The sequence below is a fragment of the Xenorhabdus aichiensis genome (assembly GCF_028598775.1).
GTDB classification, from domain to species: Bacteria; Pseudomonadota; Gammaproteobacteria; order Enterobacterales; family Enterobacteriaceae; genus Xenorhabdus; species Xenorhabdus bovienii.
Genome location: NZ_JAQRFO010000007.1, coordinates 15,812 through 37,457, shown reverse-complemented (window position 1 = coordinate 37,457; position 21,646 = coordinate 15,812). Strand labels below are relative to the sequence as shown.

Below are 21,646 nucleotides of genomic sequence, written 5' to 3'. Positions count from 1 at the left end.
AATTATTACTTTATTGATTGAGAGTGCTATAGTACAAACATACATGAATGTATGTAAATCAGCCTCAAGTCAAAAACAAAGTTTATGGCACGAAAATGGCACGAAAAACTAAACAACAAGCAAAAGAAACCCGCCAACAGATTATAGAAGCCGCGATAAAGGTATTTTCTGAACGTGGTGTTTCTGCTACTTCATTGTCAGATATCGCGATTGCAGCCGGTGTGACGCGTGGCGCAATTTATTGGCATTTCAAAAACAAAATCGATCTGCTTTCTGCTGTTTGTAAAATGCACGAAAATAAAATCGACGAGTTAGAGAAAGAGTATCAAGCAAAATACCCGAATAATCCACTCCTTGCATTGAGATCTCTGTTGATTTTTCTGTTAAAAATGATGATTGATGATTTCAGGAATCGACTGTTGATGGAAATTTTTTTCCATAAATGTGAGTTTGTTGGAGAAATGATTTTATTGGCTGAGAAGCTTAGAGGATTATGTATTTCCGATTATAAAAAAATTGAAAATATTTTGGAGGCTTGCATTCAATCGGGAGAATTGCCTCATGATCTTGATCTCAGGCGTTCTGCCATCATGCTGAAAGCGTTGGTGACAGGAGTATTGGAAAACTGGTCATTCGCACCGGACAGTTTTAATATTCAGGAACAATCGACGCATCTGGTGGATGGTTTCATTGATACACTCAAATATAGCCGTCACTTGCGATGCAACGAGGAAAATAAGTTTTAAATCACAGGAGCAAATGTCGATGGAATCTATTCTTAGTGTTATTATTTTAAAATTGACACTATCAGGAAGGTCTGAACCATAAACTCGGTCATAACCTCCTGATATTCAGTACTATCATTCCATTATCTGCAAATGATGAGTAGATGAATTCATGGTTCCATTTAACCGATACTTGGGTATTTTGCTCAATAAGTGGGTCTTATGCGATAAAAGACCCGATTCATTACATTTTCGTTTTGTTTTCATGGCGAGCCTGTTTTTCCTTCTGTTGTTTTTCTTTTCCCCTGCAATGGCAGCATTTAGCAGTGAAACACCAACCCGCAATGATATTCAAAATCAGCTTAAGATCCTGACAGAGCGTAAGGAACACACGGTTGAGGAGAAAACATCGATAGCTGATTTGGAAAAGACGCTCTATTTCTTTGACAAAATAGATCAAGTTAAGCTGGATTCCGATTTACTTAAAAAAAACTTACAAGATTCTCCGCAGAAATCACGTCAAATCACGGCCGGATTGGAAAACCTGAAAAATAACGCCCAGCAGGATGAGAATGATTATAAACAAACGCTGGAAACGTTGTCGCTGAAGCAACTTGAATCCAAACTGAACAGCACACTGAATAGCTTGCAACGAGCTCAGGAAAACCTTGCTAGCTACAATAGCCAGTTAATTGGGCTGCAAACTCAGCCGGAACGGGCGCAAAATCTACTGTTCCACAATGTGCAAAGATTGCAGCAAATCCGTAATCAACTCAATAATGAGCTGACAGAACAGCCGGAATCACGTTACTCCCAGCTTGATTTACTGCGGGTAGAACAATCTTTTCTGATGCAGCAAAATGAGTTGCAAAGGGCATCTCTACAGGCAAACACACAACTACAGACGCTTTTGCAACAGCAACGCGATTACACTTCTTTCCAAATTGAACAGTTGGAACGTTATGTTCAATTTATTCAAAATGTAGTGAGCGGAAAGCGTTTGATTGTTTCTGAAGAAACAGCAAAAGAAGCGCAGAATTCAGACGATACTAATTCTCATATTCAGGCTAACCCGTTGGTTAAGGATGAAATCCAGACCAATCGCGAACTCAGTGAGCGGCTGATTGCTGAAACGCGGGAGAGTAACCAACTGGTACAGAAAAACATCCGCGTTAAGAACTTTTTGGATAGAGCTATCCAATCTGAACGTAATCTTAAAGAGCAGGTTAAAGTATTACGTGGCAGTTTATTATTGTCGCGCATTCTGTTTCAGGAACAGCTCAAGGTGCCGCAAAATGTTTTGATAAAGGATTTACCGATAAAAATTGCTGATCTGCGTTTGGAGCAATTTGAAATTAACCAGCAACGCGATAAGCTTTACCAGCTTAATGATTATACCAATCAGTTATTGAACCTGCATTTAGATGAGATAAAACATGAATCTAAAGAAGCAGTGGTTGAAATTCGTAATGCTATCGAACAAATTCTGGAAATTCGCCGTGAGCTTTTGAATCAACTCAATAACCAGCTGGGAAATCAAATTACACATGCCATCAATTTACAGATGGATCAGCAACAATTGCTGGATGTCACCCAATCGCTGGAACAGACGCTTGTCCAACAGATCTTCTGGGTCAATAGCAATAAACCAATGAACCTGGCCTGGTTGAAATCTTTGCCTGATTTAATTCAGGAAGAACTGAGCCATCTGAATGTTCATTTGACTCTTAGCGGTCTTGCCACGGGGTTAAAGAATTCCATTCATTTTGTCATTCCCCTTTTGCTGGTCGGCCTGTTTTTACGCTGGCAGACAAAAGGCATTAACGAACAGTTGAAGAAAATTTCTGATGAGGTGGGGCAACTGCGTCGGGACAGTCAGTTGCACACTCCATTAGCATTAATTCTGACACTGATAAAAACATTGCCACTTGCTCTTATGATTTTGGCGATAGGCTACTGGTATTCGAAATCAGGGGATGATTTAGGCGATTTGATATGGAGCTTCTCGCGGCAATTGGCGCTGTTCTGGATTATGTATAGATGTAGTTACCAAATCCTCGCCAAAGATGGAATAGGAGAGCACCATTTTTCATTGAACAGAGCGGGTTACACTCTGTTCCGCAAAAATCTTGTGCGATTGTCGATTGTATTGCTGCCGATACTGTTTTGGATAACCTTAGGGGTCAAACACCCGTTACGTTTGTCTGATGATGTGATTGGTCAGTGCACGGTATTAATTTGCCTGCTCTTCGTTTTCATTTTTATTTTTCCATTCTGCCGTCAGGTATGGCGTGTGAAAAGTTCACACATGATCCGAACCATGGTGGTGACGACATTGACTTTTGCACCTCTGGTTCTGATGGTGCTTATGGTATCCGGTTATTTCTATACAACCCTGCGTTTGGCTGAACGTTGGCTCTATAGCCTTTACCTGCTGTTCCTCTGGCATATTTGTTATCAGGCTTGTTTACGGGGATTGGGAATTGCCGCCCGCCGTATTGCCTATCGCCGAGCAATTGCCCGTCGTCAGGCTCAGGCGAAAGAAGGGGCAGAAGGAGACGTGGTGGAAGAACCGCCAATGGAGTTGGAGCGCATTAACCTGCAATCATTGCGTTTGACCACGATGGTGCTGTTTTTGATTTTTTTTGGCGCGTTTTACTGGATTTGGTCTGATTTGGTGACAGTATTCTCCTACCTTGATGGGATTAATCTGTGGCAGTACAGCACGACAACAGAGCTGGGGAATGTCCTGCAACAGGTTACCTTGAAAGATCTGGGGCTTTCTATGGCAATGCTGGTGATTTCATGGGTTATGATGAGAAACTTGCCGGGTTTATTGGAAGTATTGGTACTGTCTCGTTTGCAGCTACAGCAGGGTTCCTCTTACGCGATTAAGACGACTCTGACTTACCTGATCATTGGTGTCGGCGGGATCAGTGCATTGGGAACATTGGGGCTTTCGTGGAATAAGTTACAGTGGCTGGCGGCGGCTCTTTCAGTCGGTTTAGGTTTTGGTTTACAGGAAATTTTTGCCAATTTTGTATCAGGTTTGATCATTTTGTTCGAACGTCCTGTTCGTATTGGGGATACTGTGACGATAGGCACTTATTCTGGCTCAGTCAGTAAGATCCGCATCAGGGCGACGACAATTACAGATTTTGACCGTAAAGAAGTGATTATCCCCAATCGTGCTTTTGTCACGGAGCGTCTGATCAACTGGACACTTTCTGACACTATCACTCGTATTATCATTAAAGTTGGCGTTGCATATGGCTCTGATCTGGATAAGGTAAAAGAAGTTCTGCTTAAAGCGGCCAAAGATAATCCTCGTGTTATGAATGAACCGATACCACAGGTTTATTTTATGAGTTTTGGTGCCAGTACATTGGATCATGAATTGAGGCTATATGTGAAAGAGTTGGGCGATCGTAGCCATACTGTGGATGAAGTTAACCGCAATATTGATAAGCTATGTCGGGAAAATGATATCAATATCGCATTCAATCAGTTGGAAGTGTATTTGCACAATGGGCAAGGCAATAGTTTGCAAGAGGTGCAGAGGGCATTGAACGGTGGCAACCACCATTCAGATGGGAAGGTATCTCCTGGCGATCAGCCACTTTTACCTTAAAAGACATGTCTGATGGGATAAGCATTAATCCTGCTTATTCCTCAGGCTGCTGAGCCTGTTTTTTCAGTTTTCCTTGAAAATCGTCTTTGACGATCTCTAACGCAGCCAATGCGATATCGGGAGAAATTTCATTGCATTCGAGTAGATAAATAAGGTCTACTGCGAGTTGCACTTCAGGTGGTGCTTGTTCGAGATCCATAATCGGTTATTTCCCTAATGACTAATCTGAATTTTCTTGCTTCTCTATTGCTCTTTCAATACGCATCAATGCTTGGCGACAGCGAGCGAGCCTTCCTGCTAGCGCTGCGATTTCTTTTTGCAGTTTATATTGGTTTGTCAGTATCACTTGTTTATTTAACTGTAATTCCCGATCATTTATCATTGCCATTAAACGGCGCTCATAATCCTGATGTTCGGCCAGACGATGGTAAAAATCCCGTTCTTGTGACTGACGTTCAAATTTATCTTCTTGCTTTCTCAGTGACTGTGTTGATATTTCGCGTTTCAGTGCTTCAATTTGCGTCACTAAACGTTCAGAAAGAAATCTGACTTGCTCGGTACGATTATCTTTCACACAAGTCTTTAATTGTGACATATTTTTTTTAATTTCATTAAGATATCCACCAAGTTTGTTGCTGTGTTGGTGGAATAATGCTTGATCAAAACGGGCGATTGAAAAAGGTGTCTTGGGGAGTGACTCAAGCTCTGTTTCCAGCATACTGATCTGTTTTTCAAGTGCGCCTAATAAATTTTGTATGCTCATCAGCATCCCGTTATCGTTAATAATCTCTTCGTTAAAACCTACTTCATCATGCTTAACTATTTTGTAACAATAATGCTTGATGTGATAGGTGCCAAGCTTGACCAAAATCAACAAAAACAGGCTGCAATTTGCTTTGCGGTTGCTTTTTTCCGATAGTTTGAATAGATTTTAGCGTTTTCGTTTTTTATAACTGGCTGGCATCGATTATGACCGCTAATGCGCAAAAACTGCAATTTATTAAAGATAGTATCGAAACGATCCCTGATTACCCAAAAGTCGGGGTACTTTTTCGTGACATCACCACGCTGCTGGATAATCCCGTTGCCTACCAAGCTACGATTGATCTATTGGTAGAACATTACCAAGAAAAAGGCATCACCAAAATCGTTGGTACAGAAGCTCGTGGTTTCTTGTTTGGCGCCCCTGTTGCACTACGTCTGGGAGTTGGTTTCATTCCCGTTCGCAAGAAAGGCAAATTACCTCGCGCGACGTTAAGTGAAACTTACGATCTGGAATATGGTACTGATACCTTGGAAATCCATAAAAACAGTATCAAAGAAGGGGATAAGGTTCTGGTGGTTGATGATCTTCTCGCAACAGGCGGTACCATTGAGGCGACCGTAAGTTTGATTCGACGTCTGGGTGGAGAGGTTTCTGAAGCGGCATTCATCATTGGTCTGCCTGATTTAGGCGGTACCGAGCGTTTGAAAAAACAGGGTATTGAGAGCTACACGCTCATAGAGTTCCCTGGTCACTGATTACTCCCATTTTTGCATAATTGATACATCAGCCTCGCCGTTCATGGTGAGGCTGTGCTAGCATGATACACAGTCATGTTCAATTTCCTCGGTATTCATGAGCTATCAGGTACTCGCCCGTAAGTGGCGCCCACAAATATTTTCTGATGTGATTGGTCAGCAACATGTGCTGACTGCACTGGCGAATGGTCTTGAGCACCAGCGCCTTCATCATGCCTATCTTTTTTCTGGCACCCGTGGTGTGGGAAAAACCACCATCGCGCGTCTGTTGGCAAAGGGGCTGAACTGTGAAACGGGAATCACGAAGACCCCATGTGGTCAATGTGCGAACTGTCTTGAAATTGAGCAGGGGCGTTTTGTCGATCTGATCGAAATCGATGCCGCCTCTCGAACAAAAGTAGAAGATACCCGTGAATTACTGGACAACGTGCAGTATGCACCTGCCCGTGGCCGTTTCAAAGTTTATCTCATTGACGAAGTTCACATGCTTTCGCGCCATAGTTTCAATGCGTTACTCAAGACATTGGAAGAGCCGCCAGAACATGTGAAATTCTTGCTGGCGACGACAGATCCACAAAAACTACCCGTGACGATCCTTTCACGCTGTTTACAATTCCATCTGAAGGCATTGAACGTCGATCAAATCAGTGGTCAGTTGGAACATGTCCTTAATGCAGAGCAAATAGAGAGCGACTCCCGTGCGCGCCATCTTCTGGCGCGTGCTGCGGATGGCAGTATGCGTGATGCCCTGAGCCTGACCGATCAGGCGATTGCCCTCGGTGGAGGTAAACTGACCGCCGATATCGTTAGCCAGATGTTGGGCACGTTGGATAATGATCAGCCTTTAGAAATGATTGAATGGCTGGTTCGTGCAGATGGGCAGCAGCTTATGGCACTGGTTGAGCAAATCGCATCCCGTGGCGTGGATTGGGAACATTTGTTGGTCGAAATGTTGTCATTGCTGCATCGCATTGCCATGCTCCAGTTGTTGCCTCAGCAACCTGATAGTGATCCCTCTTCAACGGAAGGGCGCTTGCGGTTGCTGGCAAGATCAATTTCTCCTGCCGATCTACAACTTTTTTATCAGGCATTGCTGGTCGGACGCAAAGATCTCCCTTATGCACCAGAGCGCCGAATGGGCGTTGAAATGGCATTATTACGCGCTTTGGCGTTCCACCCCAAAACTATCATTGAAGAAACGCCAGCGTCAGGTGGAGAAATCCCGGTAGCACCGCAGATACCTGCACCTGCACAGCGCCATCCGGTTTCACCTGTGCAAAACCATGTGGCTGGTGAACGCTCTGAGAAAGGTTCTGAACACAGTTCTCCGCAATCAATGGATACAGAGCCTGTAGTCAGTAGTCCAACGGCAAAATTGCTGCAAGCGAGGCATTCGCTTACTCGGCAAGGGAATACGCCCCCAAAAAAGTCTGAGCCGGCAGAGCCTATGAGGGCGAAGTCGGCAAGCTCGGCGCTGGAACGATTAGCAGCCGTGGCCGAACAGCGGCCACAATCTTATATTCCCAAAGCCCGGGAGCCAATGCCCATAAAGCAAGAAGCTTACCGCTGGCGGACAACGAATACGAGTGTTGAGGAAAAGCAGGTTTGTGTCACGACTCCAAAAGCGATAAAAGCGGCACTTGAGCACGAAAAGACACCGGAACTGGCGGAAAAATTGGCGGTTGAATCGAAACAGAGAGATTCATGGTCAGCGGAAATTGATAAACTGAATATTCCAAAACTGGTTCAGCAGGTTGCATTGAATGCGTTTAAAGAACAGATTGATGAAAGTCGGCTTTGTCTTCATCTGCGTTCAAAACAACGTCACCTTAATTCAGCATCGGCACAGCAAACGTTGTCCGAAGCCCTAAGTGAATTGCATGGAAAACCGATTGAACTCCGTATTATTGAAGATGATAATCCTGCGGTAAAAACTCCGTTGGAGTGGCGGCAAGCCATTTATGAAGAAAAATTGGCACAAGCACGCCAATCCATTATTTCGGATAGAACGATTCAAACACTTCAGCAGCTGTTTGATGCAGAATTGGATGAAGAAAGTATCCGGCCTGTTTAACCGCTACAGTGTATATTTAAACTGTGGCTATAGCGAAGAGAGATAATTATGTTTGGTAAAGGTGGTTTGGGCAATTTGATGAAACAGGCCCAGCAGATGCAAGAAAAAATGCAGAAAGTGCAGGAAGAAATTGCAAATCTGGAAGTGACAGGTGAATCTGGTGCGGGTCTGGTGAAAGTGACTATTAATGGGGCACACAACTGTCGTCGTGTTGAAATCGATCCAAGCTTGATGGACGATGACAAAGATATGCTGGAAGACCTGATTGCCGCTGCGTTCAATGATGCAGCCCGTCGCATTGAAGAAACCCAGAAAGAAAAAATGGCCGGTGTTTCCAACGGCATGCAATTACCGCCTGGCTTTAAGATGCCATTCTGATGCAAACCAGCCCTCTTCTTGAATCCCTGATGGAGTCATTACGCTGTTTACCCGGCGTAGGCCCCAAATCAGCCCAGCGAATGGCATTTCATCTGTTGCAACGGGATCGCAGTGGTGGCATGAGGCTTGCTCAGGCATTGACTCGTGCTATGTCTGAAATTGGTCACTGTCAGGGCTGTCGGACATTTACTGAACAGGAACAATGCACGATTTGTGGCAATCCCCGTCGTCAACAGAATGGTCAGATCTGTGTGGTGGAAACGCCTGCGGATATTCACGCCATTGAACAGACCGGCCAGTTTGCCGGTCGTTATTTTGTCCTGATGGGGCACTTATCGCCGCTGGATGGTATCGGGCCAATGGATATTGGTTTGGATCGTTTGGAAGAACGGCTATCTTCCGAAACGCTGTCAGAAATCATTCTGGCAACCAACCCGACTGTTGAAGGAGAGGCAACGGCAAACTATATCGCGGAAATGTGTTCGCAGTATGGTGTGATAGCCAGTCGTATTGCTCATGGTGTTCCCGTGGGGGGTGAACTTGAAATGGTGGATGGCACAACGCTGTCCCATTCACTTGCGGGTCGCCAAAGAATCACTGATTTGTGATCGATTACCCAATTTCAAATGGGAAATTCCAATGGATGGTGCTGCGGATAACGCCACCATCCACAGCTGATCTGTACATTCATCAAACCAATTTTATATTCTTCTGATTTCCCTAACTTGAAATTGTTGGGAGTTATCCCCATTTGATTACCATCGTCCGATTTTACATATCTGAACTGGATTTAGATTGAGGTAATAAATGAGTATGAAAGGTCAGGAAACCCGTGGATTTCAGTCTGAAGTCAAACAATTATTGCAGTTGATGATCCATTCTCTCTATTCCAATAAAGAAATTTTTCTCCGTGAGTTGATTTCAAACGCATCAGATGCTGCGGATAAATTACGCTTCCGTGCATTGTCAAAACCTGAATTGTATGAAAATGATGGTGAGTTACGTGTTCGTCTTGCTTTTGATAACGAGCATAAAACCATCACTATCAGTGATAATGGTATCGGCATGTCCCGTGATGAAGTTATTGATAATCTGGGAACGATTGCAAAATCCGGTACTAAATCATTCCTTGAATCAGTTGGTTCTGATCAGGTAAAAGACAGTCAGTTGATTGGGCAATTCGGCGTTGGTTTTTACTCTGCCTTTATCGTGGCGGATAAAGTGACGGTGCGTACCCGTGCGGCAGGTACCGCGGCCGATCAAGGTGTTTTCTGGGAATCAACAGGTGAAGGTGATTACACCATTGCTGATCTTGAAAAAACTGAGCGTGGTACAGAAATCACTTTGCATCTGCGTGAAGGGGAAGATGAATTCCTTAACGACTGGCGTCTGCGTTCTATCATCGGCAAATATTCTGATCACATTGCGTTGCCAGTTGAAATTGAAACCAAAAACGAAGAAGACGATACCGTCACATGGGAAAAAATCAATAAAGCTCAAGCGCTGTGGACACGTGGTAAAGCCGAAATCAGTGATGAAGAGTACCAAGAGTTTTATAAACACATTTCCCATGATTTCGCTGATCCTCTGAGCTGGAGCCACAATCGCGTTGAAGGTAAACAGGAATACACCAGCTTGTTGTATATCCCTGCTCAGGCACCGTGGGATATGTGGAACCGTGAACATAAACATGGGCTGAAACTGTATGTACAACGCGTATTCATCATGGATGATGCCGAACAGTTCATGCCAAATTATCTGCGTTTTATGCGTGGTCTGATCGATTCCAATGACTTGCCGCTGAACGTTTCCCGTGAAATCCTGCAAGACAGTACAATTACCCGCAATTTGCGTAATGCGTTGACCAAACGTGTATTGCAGATGCTGGATAAACTGGCAAAAGACGATGCGGAAAAATACCAGACCTTCTGGCAGCAGTTTGGCTTGGTACTGAAAGAAGGGCCTGCTGAAGACGGTTCAAACAAAGAAGCTATCGCTAAATTACTGCGATTCGCAACCACTCATAATGACGGCTCGGCACAAACTGTTTCTCTGGAAGATTACCTCAGCCGCATGACTGAAGGTCAGGAGAAGATTTATTACATTACTGCCGACAGCTATGCCGCAGCGAAAAATAGCCCACATCTGGAGCTGTTCCGCAAGAAAGGCATTGAAGTTCTGTTGCTGTCTGACCGTATCGATGAATGGATGATGAGCTACCTGACCGAGTTTGATGGCAAGTCATTCCAGTCTGTCAGCAAGACGGATGAATCTCTTGACAAACTGGCTGATGAAAACAAGGCCGAGCAGGAAGAAGAAGATAAAAAACTGGAGCCGTTTATTGAGCGTGTGAAAACGCTGCTTGGTGACCGCGTGAAAGAAGTTAAGCTGACCCACCGACTGACTGATACACCCGCGATAGTGACAACGAATGCCAATGAAATGAGCACCCAAATGGCGAAACTATTTGCGGCAGCAGGCCAGTCTGCGCCAGAAGTGAGTTATAACTTTGAACTGAACCCAGAGCACAATCTAGTGAAAAAAGCGGCTGATATTCATGATGAAGCCCAGTTTGCGGATTGGATAGAACTGTTACTGGAACAGGCATTGTTTGCTGAACGCGGCACATTAGATGATCCAAACCAATTCATTCGCCGGATGAATCAATTATTATTGGCTGAAAAAGCTTAATATCATTGAAATCATGACAATAGACCACGCTTCAACGGAAAATTGGGCGTGGTTTATTTTTAGGTCAATACGAAAACGTTTACCTGTTTTCTTGAGCCATACCCCATTCAAATGGTATGGTGGTTCGTTTTATTTAAAATACGAAAAGCAAATAGCAAGGGGATTTACGCGATGCGTATTATTTTGCTGGGCGCGCCAGGCGCCGGTAAGGGGACTCAGGCGCAATTTATCATGGAGAAATATGGGATCCCTCAGATTTCGACAGGTGATATGTTGCGTGCCGCAGTAAAAGCAGGCAGCGAGTTGGGTTTGAAAGCAAAAGAACTGATGGACAACGGTAAGCTGGTGACTGATGAACTGGTCATTGCTTTGGTCAAAGAGCGTATCAAACAAGATGACTGCCGTAGTGGATTCTTGTTGGATGGGTTCCCACGTACCATTCCTCAGGCTGATGCGATGAAAGAAGCGGGTATCAAGGTTGATTATGTTCTGGAATTCGCTGTTCCTGATGAAATCATCGTTGAACGCATTATTGGCCGTCGTGTACATACGCCATCGGGTCGTGTTTATCACATCAAATTTAATCAGCCCAAAGTAGAAAATCGGGATGATGTGACTGGCGAAGAACTGAGTATTCGTAAAGATGATCAGGAAGATACAGTGCGTAAACGTCTGGTTGAATACCACGCACAGACTGCACCTTTGGTTTCTTACTATCAGAACGAAGCTCAGGCAGGGAACACAAAGTACTTCAAACTTGATGGTACACGTCAGGTAGCTGAAGTCAGCGAAGAATTGGTCGGCATTCTGGGCTAATGATTTGGTATGTTCTTGAATTATTAAATCTTGAACGGCTAGAGCAGGCGGTGTTAATAACCGCCTGACTTTTTTGAATGTCACTCCATGAAATGTTAGATGTGACTATAACTCATGTTTATACTAGGTTATTAGTTATTTTAGTGGAGTACTGAGGGATGAGTAGCAACAAGTATGGTGTCTTACTGGTGAATCTTGGGACACCGGATGAGCCAACACCTGTAGCAATAAGGCGTTACCTGGCGAAATTTCTGAGTGACCGAAGAGTTGTGGATATCCCTCCGTTTATCTGGAAGCCGCTGTTGTACGGCATTATTCTTCCTTTCCGTTCTTCTCGTGTTGCTAAACTGTACCAAGATATTTGGACAGAAGAGGGATCACCTTTGCTGGTTTATAGTCAGCGCCAGCAGAAATTGCTAAATGAAAGACTGACGGATATCCCCGTCGTTTTGGGAATGAGTTACGGTTTCCCTTCCTTGCCTCAAGCTGTAGGTAATCTGCTGCAACAAGGTATTGACCACCTGATTGTGCTTCCTCTTTATCCTCAGTATTCCAGTACGACATCGGCCGCGGTATTTGATAGCATCAGCAAAATATTGAAGGGATATCGCACCATACCCCATCTGCATTTCATCCGTAGTTATGCTACACACCCTGCTTATATTGCTGCCTTAAAAGCAACAATCGAGCAAAGTTTTGAAAAACATGGTTTGCCTGATCGTTTGCTCCTTTCCTACCACGGTATTCCAGAACGGTTGGCAACGATAGGGGATATTTATCCGCAGGATTGCAGGGCAACTACGGAGCTTTTGATACAGGCATTGGACTATCCCGCAGATAAAATTATGATGACTTTTCAATCTCGTTTTGGTCGTTTGCCGTGGTTAACGCCCTATACGGATAAGACAATGGCATTATTGCCAGAACAAGGTGTGGAACATGTTCAGGTACTGTGTCCGGGATTTTCATCAGACTGTTTGGAAACATTGGAAGAAATCCAACAGCAAAATCAAGCGATTTTCTTGCATGCCGGGGGTAAAAAGTTCGAATATATTTCTGCACTTAATGATAATGAGGAACATATTTCATTGCTTGAACAATTGGTAAATAACGCCATGAAATAATGGATTATTGCCTGTTATGAGATGTTATTTTACATTTTGACTGGCGAGTATTGGTAGCTACAGGTATTTTGGTGGTATATTTATCAGCATATGTTTTGGTTTTGGTGATCGTGTGATTTTTAAGGGTATTACTTTTAAATCAATGAGTACTATGAGTAAGAAAAACAACTTGAGTCTTAATGAAAAGCAAAATTATTTGGATTGGGCATAGAGATAATGAGTAATAAACCGATTAAACACCCCGATTTTTATGAAGAGAATTCAAACTATTATCATCCTAAGCAGGAAGATGAGATTGATTTGTTTGAATTATTCTCCGTAATTTTCCGATCAAAATATTTAATTATCGCAATATCCTTTGTTTTTGCGGTGATTGGCTTCGGTATTGCGTCATTTTTACCACAGAAATGGACAAGTACAGCAGCCGTAGTGAAGCCGACATTGGAACAATTTCAGCCATTGAAAAATGCACTAACGGATTTGCAAGTTTTGAGCCTTGATCCGAAAGTGACAGAAGCATCGTTATATCAGCGTTTTGTCGAAAACTATAATTCGCGTGTATTGCGTGAAGACTATTTGGTCAGCACTGACTACTTCAAGGCGTTGCTTGCTAAGATGGATGATGGTGCGATACAGGGAAAACGAAAGCTGATTGAGCAGGTTGTAAATAAAAATATCTCCATTTCTTTACCTAAAAAAGATAATGAAGGAGATGATGAAAGTGTACTTTCTTTCAGTGCGGGTACTGCGGAAGATTCTTACAACTTGTTGACTGGGTATATCAATTTTGTCTCTTCCGTTGTTCGTGATCAGGTGAAAGATGAATTGAATGATATGGTGCATCAGAAACTGGTCTTTTCACAAAAGTCGTATGATATTGATCTGGCTCGTATTCGCAATATGCGTGGTGTTGATATCGAACGCTTGAAGTATGCGATCTCCATTGCTAACTCTGCGGGTGTTAAAAAACCTGTTTCCAATGGTGGCGCTATGATCAAGGATGACCCGGATTATTCGATTGCGCTGGGTGCGGATGCACTGCAACGTAAATTACAGATTACCGAAGAGATTACCGATCCGACCCAGATAGATGCAGATCTTCGTAACAGACTATTATATATAGAAAATTTAAAAGCAGTGAATATTGATAAGATTGATTTCGAGCCATTCAGGTATATGCAGCAACCTTATGAACCTACAGCGAAAGATTCACCTAAACGTCTGTTGATTCTGATTGGTGCTGGTTTTATCGGCTTTATCTTATCTGTTATGTTTGTTCTGGTTCGCCATATGGCACGCAGCCGTCAGAAACAAGAAGCTTAAATCTTTTATCGTCAGCGCTTTGCTCGTTAACGTTTGACAGCCAATGCTGCAATAGCATTGGCTGTTGTTCGTTAAGGTGCTACGTTTTTTGTTTTGCCACGGTATTGTGCTAACATGCCGCATATTTTGGCTCTATAGCATCAATCAATTATGAAATTCCCTGGTAAACGTAAATCTAAACACTATTTTCCTGTCAGCCTGAGAGATCCTCTGCTCCAGCCCATCAAAGAAATGATAGATACTGAAAATAACCGAGCCTATATCGTTGGTATTGATCAAACACTGGTAGACATTGAAGCTAAGGTTGATGAGAGTTTTATCCAGCGTTATAACTTAAGCCAGGGGCATTCACTCGTCATTGAAGATGATGTTGCCGAGGCACTCTACAAAGAACTGACAGACAATAATTTGATTAGTCACGAATTTGCGGGTGGAACTATCGGTAATACTCTGCATAATTATTCTGTTTTAGCTGACGATAAGTCCGTATTGCTTGGCACTATGTGTAATAACATCCAGATAGGGAGTTATGCATATTGTTATCTTTGCAATACATCCAGCCGCATGGATTTGAATCATCTTCAGGGGGTTGATGGCCCAATTGGCCGCTGTTTTACCCTAGTGACTGAAAACGGTGAAAGGACATTCGCTATCAGTCCGGGATTAATGAACCAACTCCGTCCGGAAAATATCCCTGAACATATTATTGCGGAAGCATCAGCACTGGTGATTACCGCCTATCTGGTGCGTTGCAAATCGGGTGATCCGATGCCGGAAGCAACGATGAAAGCCATCGAATATGCGAAAAAGCATAATGTGCCTGTTGTACTGACATTGGGGACAAAATACGTCATTGCTGATGATCCGCAGTGGTGGCGCGATTTCTTGGCGGAAAATGTTTCTGTGGTCGCCATGAATGAAGATGAAGCCCAAGAACTGACGGGCTTTAGCGATCCTCTGCTGGCAGCAGACATGGCCTTGAATTGGGTGGATTTAGTGTTATGTACCGCAGGGCCGGCGGGACTGTATATGGCGGGCTATACTGAAGAAGAACATAAACGCCAGACTTCACATCCATTATTGCCAGGTGCGATTGCTGAATTTAATCGCTATGAATTTAGCCGAGCGCTGTGCAAAACCGATTGCCAGAACCCAATGCGAGTCTACTCCCATATTGAGCCTTATATGGGGGGGCCTGAAAAAATCATGAATACTAATGGGGCTGGCGATGGGGCATTATCTGCATTGTTACATGATATTACAGCCAATAGTTATCACCGAATGAATGTTCCCAACTCCAGTAAGCACAGGCGCTCTTATTTGACGTACTCGTCATTGGCTCAGGTATGTAAATACGCGAATAGAGTGAGTTATCAGGTATTGAGCCAGCACTCACCTCGCCTGATGCGTGGGTTGCCAGAGAAAGAAGATAGTTTGGAAGAATCTTACTGGGAACGCTGATACTACGTTAACGATGCAACAACGTTGGTATGGTTTGTTCTGGAGTATCCCCCTGAAATCAGCGGGATACTCCATATCGATAACTAACTTGCTGTCGAAAATGACGGTGGTGGCTCTATCGGGCAAGTTGGCTCATACGTAGAGAGTGCATCAGCCATCGCTCTTGCTATTTCATGTTCACCAATAATGATGTGGTTAGTACCACGTTCCATAATATAGGTCACTTCATCATCATAGTGAGCACGCGCGATGATATTGATATCTGGCCGGATCCCTCTGGCATTCGCAACTATTTCACCTGCTTCGTAGCCATTGGGGATAGTCAGAAATAACGTGCAGGCGCAATCGAGCCGTGCCAGAGCCATGATATCTTTGCTGGCAGCATTGCCCATTACAGCACTGATGCCCATTTCCCCTAATTCCTCAAATCGGGCACGTGTATCTTCAAGGACAACCAACGGGAAATTTCTTTCTTGCAACCGCTGGCAGAGAAGACGGCCGACTCGGCCATAGCCCACGATAATGGCATGGCCGCAGATATCAACCGGGATCTGCGTTTCTTCTTCCAACGTTTCTTCTAATAATTGTTCTTCAATAGTTTCTGTTTTCTCCAGATAACGATCCAGCAAACTGAATAGAATCGGATTCAACATGATTGAGACAATGGCACCGGCCAGCACAAGGTTACGTGCTTCTCCATCCAGCAATCCTAAAGTAACGCCAAGCCCTGCCAGAATAAAGGCAAATTCCCCGATTTGAGCGAGACTGACGGAAATCGTCAGGGCTGTACGTCGTGAATGACCAAACATTTTGACCAGAAGCATGGCTGCCAATGATTTGCCAATAATAATAATGACAAGGGTTCCCAGAATAGCAAGTGGCTGCTGGAACAATACCATTGGGTCAAACAACATTCCGACAGAGACAAAGAACAGAACTGCGAAAGCATCTCTTAATGGTAAGGTATCCTGTGCTGCCCGATGGCTCAGTTCTGACTCATTTAGTACCATACCAGCGAAAAATGCACCCAGAGCAAATGAGGCATCAAACAGCTTCACGGCGCCGTAAGCGACACCTAAGGCAATGGCGAGTACCGCCAGAGTAAATAACTCGCGGGAACCTGTGCTGGCTGTTTTTGCCAAAATCCAGGGGATCAGACGCCGACCGACAAAAACCATCAATAAAATGAAGGCCACAACTTTGCCAATGGTCATAGCAAGTTCTAACAGCAATTGACCGATGTTGGCATTCTGACTATCCAGTATACCTGCGGCTGCGGGCAGTAATACCAGCGCCAGTACCATAGCCAGGTCTTCAACGATCAACCAACCAATAGCAATTTGCCCCCGCTGGCTATCAATGAGCTGCCGCTCTTCCAGCGCTCTGAGCAGAACGACTGTACTTGCGGTGGATAGACAGAGGCCAAAGACGATCCCGCTAAACAGCCCCCAGCCAAGCAGCGTTGATAGTCCCACACCCAATAAGGTTGCGACTGCAATTTGAGCGATGGCACCTGGAATGGCTATTGATTTGACGGCTAACAAATCTTTAAGGGAAAAATGCAGACCGACACCAAACATCAGTAAGATCACGCCAATTTCTGAAAGTTCGGGTGCCAGCGAGGTATCGGCAACAAAACCTGGGGTAAAAGGCCCAGCAAGTACACCTGCCGCAAGGTATCCTACCAGAGGTGAGATTTTCAGGCGTTGGGCAAGCATGCCAAGCAGATAGGCGAGTACAAAACCGCCAACAATGGTCGTGATAAGAGGTGTCGAATGCTCCATCAAGGCTCCTTCTGGGTTAGGCAATAATATCGATTGTAGGGTTAGGTGAGGTAATAATGTATTGTATAAATCATTTAAAACAAAGCTGATAAAAAATATATTTATAGGTAAAAATGTAGATAATCTACATAAATGGTATTTTAATGGTATTTTATGTAGATCTTGTCATTATTTACGCTTGTTTACAAAGAAAAATGTCATTTGGATGATGACGTTATTATGTTGGTTTTCATGGTTTTTCATGTGGTTTTCTTTCTATATTTGGCAGGAATAGAGTGAAAATGCCAAGAAGTGGTAGAAAAGCACAGATTTTGTAAACTAATTCTATACTGGTTTTATCCGCGACATAACCGAGCACGGCTGCACCGATACCTCCCATGCCGAACGCCAGCCCAAAGAACAAACCTGCAATCATTCCCGTTTTGCCAGGAATGAGTTCTTGAGCGTAGACCAGGATAGCAGAAAATGCAGATGCTAATATCAGGCCAATGACTACGGTAAGGGGCCCCGTCCAGAATAGTGATGTATAAGGTAAAAGCAGAGTGAAAGGCGCAACGCCAAGAATTGATCCCCATATGACATATTTCCGGCCTATTTTATCCCCGATAGGCCCCCCAATCATGGTACCTGCAGCTACAGCAAATAAAAAAATGAACAGATGGAGCTGGGCATTTTGTACTGAAAGGCCGAACTTCTGGATCAGGTAAAAAGTGTAGTAGCTGCTGATACTGGTGAGATAGAAATATTTTGAGAAAATCAGGAGCAGCAGAATGGCAAAAGAACGCACAATCATTTTTCTGGGGAAATTCGGCTGAGAAATATGAGTGGATGATAGAGACTTAGAAGCTCGGTGCTGCATCTTATACCATTGACTGACTTGCAACAAAATGACGATTGCCAGCAGTGCTGCCAGAGAAAACCACCCGATATTTCCCTTGCCATAAGGAGCGATGAAAATTGCAGCCAGCAGAGGCCCCAGTGAGCTTCCCAGATTGCCGCCTACCTGAAACAGGGATTGTGCCAGTCCATGACGTCCTCCGGAGGCCATTCTCGCAACCCGTGATGACTCAGGATGAAAGACGGATGATCCTGTACCGACCAGTGCAGCGGCCAGTAAAATGATAGGAAAACTTTCGGCATAAGCCAGCAGAAGCAGTCCAGACAGGGTGAATCCCATCCCGATGGGCAATGAGTAGGGCTGTGGATGTTTATCCGTATACAGACCAATGAGGGGTTGTAGCAGGGATGCGGTTACCTGATAAACTAGTGTAATCATCCCAACTTGAATGAAACTTAGGGTAAATTCAGATTGCAATAATGGATAAATAGCCAAAATCAGCGATTGAATCATATCATTAAGCAGATGAGATAAGCTGATTGCACCGAGAATTGAAAAAACAGTCTGATGTGTTTTTCTTGATGAATCAGGCAATTGTTCTGTGTTGCTTTGTTCACTCATATTGGTTGTCTCATCAATCCAGCCTGTGTTGTATGGCGTTGAATTGTTGTTTAATTGTTACACTTTAATACATATTAGACCGCTAATAAAATTTTTACTTACCTTGATATAATTTGATACTTATCCCATAAAAATGAAATAAAACCCTAATTAATGACACAATTCTGTAATCTTGATTGGAAAATATATCCTAGCACCTAGGTACCATCATTCTATTCTGGTGTTGGATTCGAGCCTGTTCCGGCAGAGGCACTGTTGTATAAACATTGCTGTCGAAAAGTAGCATGGCTTAATGGGATAGGTTTATAATTTTCATAAAACTAATAATTGTTACATAACAGATAATATTTAAGGAACATGGAGATACCCATGAAATTTTCGTTCAAAACACCAGCATGTGCCCTTGTCGTTTCTTTATCATTATTGCCGATAAGTGCAACTGCTTGGGAAAAGAATAAAATTTACGATATTACAATCCTGCATACTAACGATCATCATGGCCACTTCTGGCAGAACGATCATGGTGAGTATGGCCTGGCAGCTCAGAAAACACTGGTAGATTCTATCCGTCAGGAAGTTGCCACAAAAGGAGGCAGTGTGTTGTTGTTATCGGGAGGTGACATCAATACTGGCGTACCCGAATCGGACATGCAGGATGCTGAGCCAGATTTTAAAGGAATGAATTTAGTGGGTTATGACGCAATGGCGTTGGGGAATCATGAGTTTGATAAACCTTTAAACGTGTTGCATCAGCAGGAAAAATGGGCCAATTTCCCATTTCTGTCTGCTAACATTTATCAAACCAGTACTGGCAAGCGTTTATTTAAGCCGTATGTGATGTTTGATGAGCAAGGCGTGAAAATTGCGGTGATTGGTTTGACCACCGATGATACGGCAAAAGTAGGCAATCCAGCCAACTTCCCTGATGTCGAATTCCGAGTGCCGGCTGAAGAAGCGAAAAAAGTAATTGATGAGCTGAAAAAGAACGAAAAACCGGATGTGATCATTGCCGCAACCCATATGGGGCATTATAACGATGGGCATCATGGCAGCAATGCGCCGGGGGATGTTGAAATGGCACACAGTTTACCTGCGGGTTATTTAAATATGATTGTAGGGGGGCATTCACAAGATCCGGTCTGTATGTCAACAGAAAATAAAAACTACAAACAAATGGATTATGTACCGGGAACGCCTTGCTCACCAGATCGCCAAAATGGAACATGGATTGTGCAGGCACATGAATGGGGCAAGTATGTCGGCCGTGCTGATTTCCAATTTCGTAATGGTGAATTCAAATTAGTTCACTATCAATTGATCCCCATTAACTTACAGAAAAAAGTAAAAAACGAAGATGGCAGCACAGGGAGTGCTTATTACACTCATCAAATTACTCAGCATCCTGAAATGCTGAAACTGTTGACACCCTATCAGGATAAAGGCAGCCGGAAATTAAATGTCCAAGTGGGCGCAGTAGATGGAAAATTGGAAGGTGATCGCAGTAAAGTGCGTTTCGTCCAGACCAACATGGCGCATCTTGTACTGGCAGCTCAGATGGAACGGACAAATGCTGATTTTGCCGTGATGAGTGGAGGGGGTATTCGTGATTCTATCGAAGCAGGGGATATTACTTACAAAGATGTCCTGAAAGTTCATCCATTTGCTAACCAACTGGTTTATGTGGATTTCAAAGGTAGAGAAGTCTTGCCATATTTGACGGCTGCGGCAAATATGGAAACGGATTCAGGGGCTTACGGGCAGTTTTATAATGTCAGTTTTGTGGTTGATGGCAAAAAAATCAGTGATGTGAAAATTGGCGGCAAGCCGTTAGATCCTAATAAAACTTATCGTATGGCTACCCTGAACTTTAACGCTATCGGAGGTGATGGCTATCCACGTGTCGATAACTTACCTGGGTACGTGGATACCGGTTTCGTTGATGCTGAAGTGTTGAAAGACTATATCGAGAAGCACTCTCCATTGAAAGCTGCCGATTATGAGCCGAAAGGTGAAATCGCTCATCAGTGATCAGGGGCAGTAATTGAGAGCTAATTGTTAGCTGTCTGTATAAAAAGACCACCTGTAAGATAGGTGGTCTTTACTTATTATGCTGAGTGATTTTAAGTTATCTAAAATAGGAACGGTTGAAACTAAATAATAATCTAATGATTAAAAATCATAGTGATTAATGGATTGCTATCTCCTTTTGTTGGTAATTTTTCAAGCCCATGTTTTTCATATAAAGCAATAAGTTGAGGGTTATCCTGACATTCTAAAATTGTTATTCTTCCTCCAATTAATTTCTGTGCCTTTTCAATAATAAAATCGATGGAAATTAAAATGTCTTTAAGTGTTATTGGGTTGTGATTTAATGAGAAATTTTTAGCTATTTGGCCAATTAAGTAAACTTTTAGCGAATTTGCATTTTTACTGATCCCATTAAGTTTTTTCATTCTCGTTTTTGAAATAGCAAGATTATATGTCGGTAGCTCCTTAAATGTTAATGAGAAGTAGGCTAGGATAAAGCCTTTTTCATCTAAGATTAAGTGAGTTCTTGTTGCATTAGCTCGTTCAAATCTAATTGATTTTAAATGTAAAAATGATTCTACATCACGGTTTGATGGGCAGGAAAAAGAATGCAAATACTCTTTTGTTCTGT

At 43.4% G+C, this 21,646-nt stretch carries 17 protein-coding genes; 12 read left to right on the top strand and 5 right to left on the bottom strand.

Annotation, left to right across the window (positions count from 1 at the left end; all coding sequences use genetic code 11):
• Positions 1–95: 95 nt before the first annotated feature.
• Both acrR and mscK read left to right on the top strand, forming a co-directional pair.
• Complete coding sequence (gene acrR / locus PSI22_RS05025) at positions 96–746, top strand: multidrug efflux transporter transcriptional repressor AcrR (protein ID WP_273578835.1); 651 nt, start codon at positions 96–98, stop codon at positions 744–746.
• Positions 747–990: 244 nt separating this feature from the next.
• Positions 991–4,356, top strand: a complete 3,366-nt coding sequence (gene mscK, locus PSI22_RS05020) for a mechanosensitive channel MscK (protein WP_370689003.1) — start codon at positions 991–993, stop codon at positions 4,354–4,356.
• 34 nt (positions 4,357–4,390) lie between these two features.
• Here mscK and rsmS read toward each other — a convergent pair whose 3' ends face one another.
• On the bottom strand, positions 4,391–4,555 hold the full coding sequence (gene rsmS / locus PSI22_RS05015) for a pleiotropic regulatory protein RsmS (RefSeq protein ID WP_071824320.1): 165 nt from the start codon (positions 4,553–4,555) through the stop codon (positions 4,391–4,393).
• Between the two features lie 21 nt (positions 4,556–4,576).
• Positions 4,577–5,119, bottom strand: a complete 543-nt coding sequence (priC, locus tag PSI22_RS05010; RefSeq protein WP_038187629.1) for a primosomal replication protein PriC — start codon at positions 5,117–5,119, stop codon at positions 4,577–4,579.
• Between the two features lie 206 nt (positions 5,120–5,325).
• On the opposite strand from priC, the gene apt reads away from it, so the two are divergent.
• From apt to PSI22_RS04965, 9 genes are all read left to right on the top strand, one after another.
• Positions 5,326–5,877, top strand: coding sequence for an adenine phosphoribosyltransferase (apt, locus tag PSI22_RS05005; protein WP_038201134.1), 552 nt, complete (start codon positions 5,326–5,328; stop codon positions 5,875–5,877).
• Positions 5,878–5,974: 97 nt separating this feature from the next.
• A complete protein-coding gene (gene dnaX / locus PSI22_RS05000; RefSeq protein ID WP_273578833.1) occupies positions 5,975–7,951 on the top strand; it encodes a DNA polymerase III subunit gamma/tau in 1,977 nt (658 codons plus the stop codon).
• A 48-nt stretch (positions 7,952–7,999) separates the two neighbouring features.
• Positions 8,000–8,329, top strand: coding sequence for a YbaB/EbfC family nucleoid-associated protein (locus PSI22_RS04995; protein WP_273578832.1), 330 nt, complete (start codon positions 8,000–8,002; stop codon positions 8,327–8,329).
• Positions 8,329–8,937 (top strand): recombination mediator RecR, encoded by a 609-nt coding sequence (gene recR, locus PSI22_RS04990; protein WP_273578831.1) that lies wholly within the window; start codon positions 8,329–8,331, stop codon positions 8,935–8,937. Before PSI22_RS04995 ends, recR begins: the two co-directional genes overlap by 1 nt.
• A gap of 205 nt (positions 8,938–9,142) precedes the next feature.
• Positions 9,143–11,020 (top strand): molecular chaperone HtpG, encoded by a 1,878-nt coding sequence (gene htpG, locus PSI22_RS04985; protein ID WP_273578887.1) that lies wholly within the window; start codon positions 9,143–9,145, stop codon positions 11,018–11,020.
• A gap of 171 nt (positions 11,021–11,191) precedes the next feature.
• A complete protein-coding gene (gene adk / locus PSI22_RS04980) occupies positions 11,192–11,836 on the top strand; it encodes an adenylate kinase (RefSeq protein ID WP_273578830.1) in 645 nt (214 codons plus the stop codon).
• Positions 11,837–11,994: 158 nt separating this feature from the next.
• Positions 11,995–12,960 carry a ferrochelatase gene (gene hemH / locus PSI22_RS04975; RefSeq protein ID WP_273578829.1) on the top strand — a complete coding sequence of 322 codons (966 nt, stop codon included), beginning with the start codon at positions 11,995–11,997 and terminating at the stop codon, positions 12,958–12,960.
• A gap of 216 nt (positions 12,961–13,176) precedes the next feature.
• Positions 13,177–14,283 carry an LPS O-antigen length regulator Wzz(fepE) gene (gene wzz(fepE) / locus PSI22_RS04970; protein WP_273578828.1) on the top strand — a complete coding sequence of 369 codons (1,107 nt, stop codon included), beginning with the start codon at positions 13,177–13,179 and terminating at the stop codon, positions 14,281–14,283.
• Between the two features lie 150 nt (positions 14,284–14,433).
• A complete protein-coding gene (locus PSI22_RS04965; RefSeq protein ID WP_273578827.1) occupies positions 14,434–15,744 on the top strand; it encodes an inosine/guanosine kinase in 1,311 nt (436 codons plus the stop codon).
• Positions 15,745–15,827: 83 nt separating this feature from the next.
• On the opposite strand, the gene ybaL is transcribed toward PSI22_RS04965, so the two are convergent.
• Both ybaL and PSI22_RS04955 read right to left on the bottom strand, forming a co-directional pair.
• Positions 15,828–17,528, bottom strand: coding sequence for a YbaL family putative K(+) efflux transporter (gene ybaL / locus PSI22_RS04960; protein WP_273578826.1), 1,701 nt, complete (start codon positions 17,526–17,528; stop codon positions 15,828–15,830).
• Between the two features lie 229 nt (positions 17,529–17,757).
• On the bottom strand, positions 17,758–18,987 hold the full coding sequence (locus PSI22_RS04955; RefSeq protein ID WP_273578825.1) for an MFS transporter: 1,230 nt from the start codon (positions 18,985–18,987) through the stop codon (positions 17,758–17,760).
• A gap of 369 nt (positions 18,988–19,356) precedes the next feature.
• Between PSI22_RS04955 and ushA the strand changes: the two genes are divergently transcribed.
• Positions 19,357–21,015, top strand: coding sequence for a bifunctional UDP-sugar hydrolase/5'-nucleotidase UshA (gene ushA, locus PSI22_RS04950; RefSeq protein ID WP_273578824.1), 1,659 nt, complete (start codon positions 19,357–19,359; stop codon positions 21,013–21,015).
• Between the two features lie 134 nt (positions 21,016–21,149).
• Here ushA and PSI22_RS04945 read toward each other — a convergent pair whose 3' ends face one another.
• Positions 21,150–21,629 (bottom strand): acetyltransferase, encoded by a 480-nt coding sequence (locus PSI22_RS04945; RefSeq protein WP_273578823.1) that lies wholly within the window; start codon positions 21,627–21,629, stop codon positions 21,150–21,152.
• Positions 21,630–21,646: the final 17 nt, after the last annotated feature.

Bases quoted from the DNA above. Each gene is read 5' to 3' on its own strand.
- priC (WP_038187629.1), bottom strand. From the start codon at position 5,119: ATGAGCATACAAAATTTATTAGGCGCACTTGAAAAACAGATCAGTATG.
- dnaX (WP_273578833.1), top strand. From the start codon at position 5,975: ATGAGCTATCAGGTACTCGCCCGTAAGTGGCGCCCACAAATATTTTCT.
- PSI22_RS04955 (WP_273578825.1), bottom strand. From the start codon at position 18,987: ATGAGTGAACAAAGCAACACAGAACAATTGCCTGATTCATCAAGAAAA.
- acrR (WP_273578835.1), top strand. From the start codon at position 96: ATGGCACGAAAAACTAAACAACAAGCAAAAGAAACCCGCCAACAGATT.
- recR (WP_273578831.1), top strand. From the start codon at position 8,329: ATGCAAACCAGCCCTCTTCTTGAATCCCTGATGGAGTCATTACGCTGT.
- PSI22_RS04995 (WP_273578832.1), top strand. From the start codon at position 8,000: ATGTTTGGTAAAGGTGGTTTGGGCAATTTGATGAAACAGGCCCAGCAG.
- ybaL (WP_273578826.1), bottom strand. From the start codon at position 17,528: ATGGAGCATTCGACACCTCTTATCACGACCATTGTTGGCGGTTTTGTA.
- ushA (WP_273578824.1), top strand. From the start codon at position 19,357: ATGAAATTTTCGTTCAAAACACCAGCATGTGCCCTTGTCGTTTCTTTA.
- hemH (WP_273578829.1), top strand. From the start codon at position 11,995: ATGAGTAGCAACAAGTATGGTGTCTTACTGGTGAATCTTGGGACACCG.
- adk (WP_273578830.1), top strand. From the start codon at position 11,192: ATGCGTATTATTTTGCTGGGCGCGCCAGGCGCCGGTAAGGGGACTCAG.
- mscK (WP_370689003.1), top strand. From the start codon at position 991: ATGGCGAGCCTGTTTTTCCTTCTGTTGTTTTTCTTTTCCCCTGCAATG.
- rsmS (WP_071824320.1), bottom strand. From the start codon at position 4,555: ATGGATCTCGAACAAGCACCACCTGAAGTGCAACTCGCAGTAGACCTT.
- PSI22_RS04965 (WP_273578827.1), top strand. From the start codon at position 14,434: ATGAAATTCCCTGGTAAACGTAAATCTAAACACTATTTTCCTGTCAGC.
- htpG (WP_273578887.1), top strand. From the start codon at position 9,143: ATGAAAGGTCAGGAAACCCGTGGATTTCAGTCTGAAGTCAAACAATTA.
- apt (WP_038201134.1), top strand. From the start codon at position 5,326: ATGACCGCTAATGCGCAAAAACTGCAATTTATTAAAGATAGTATCGAA.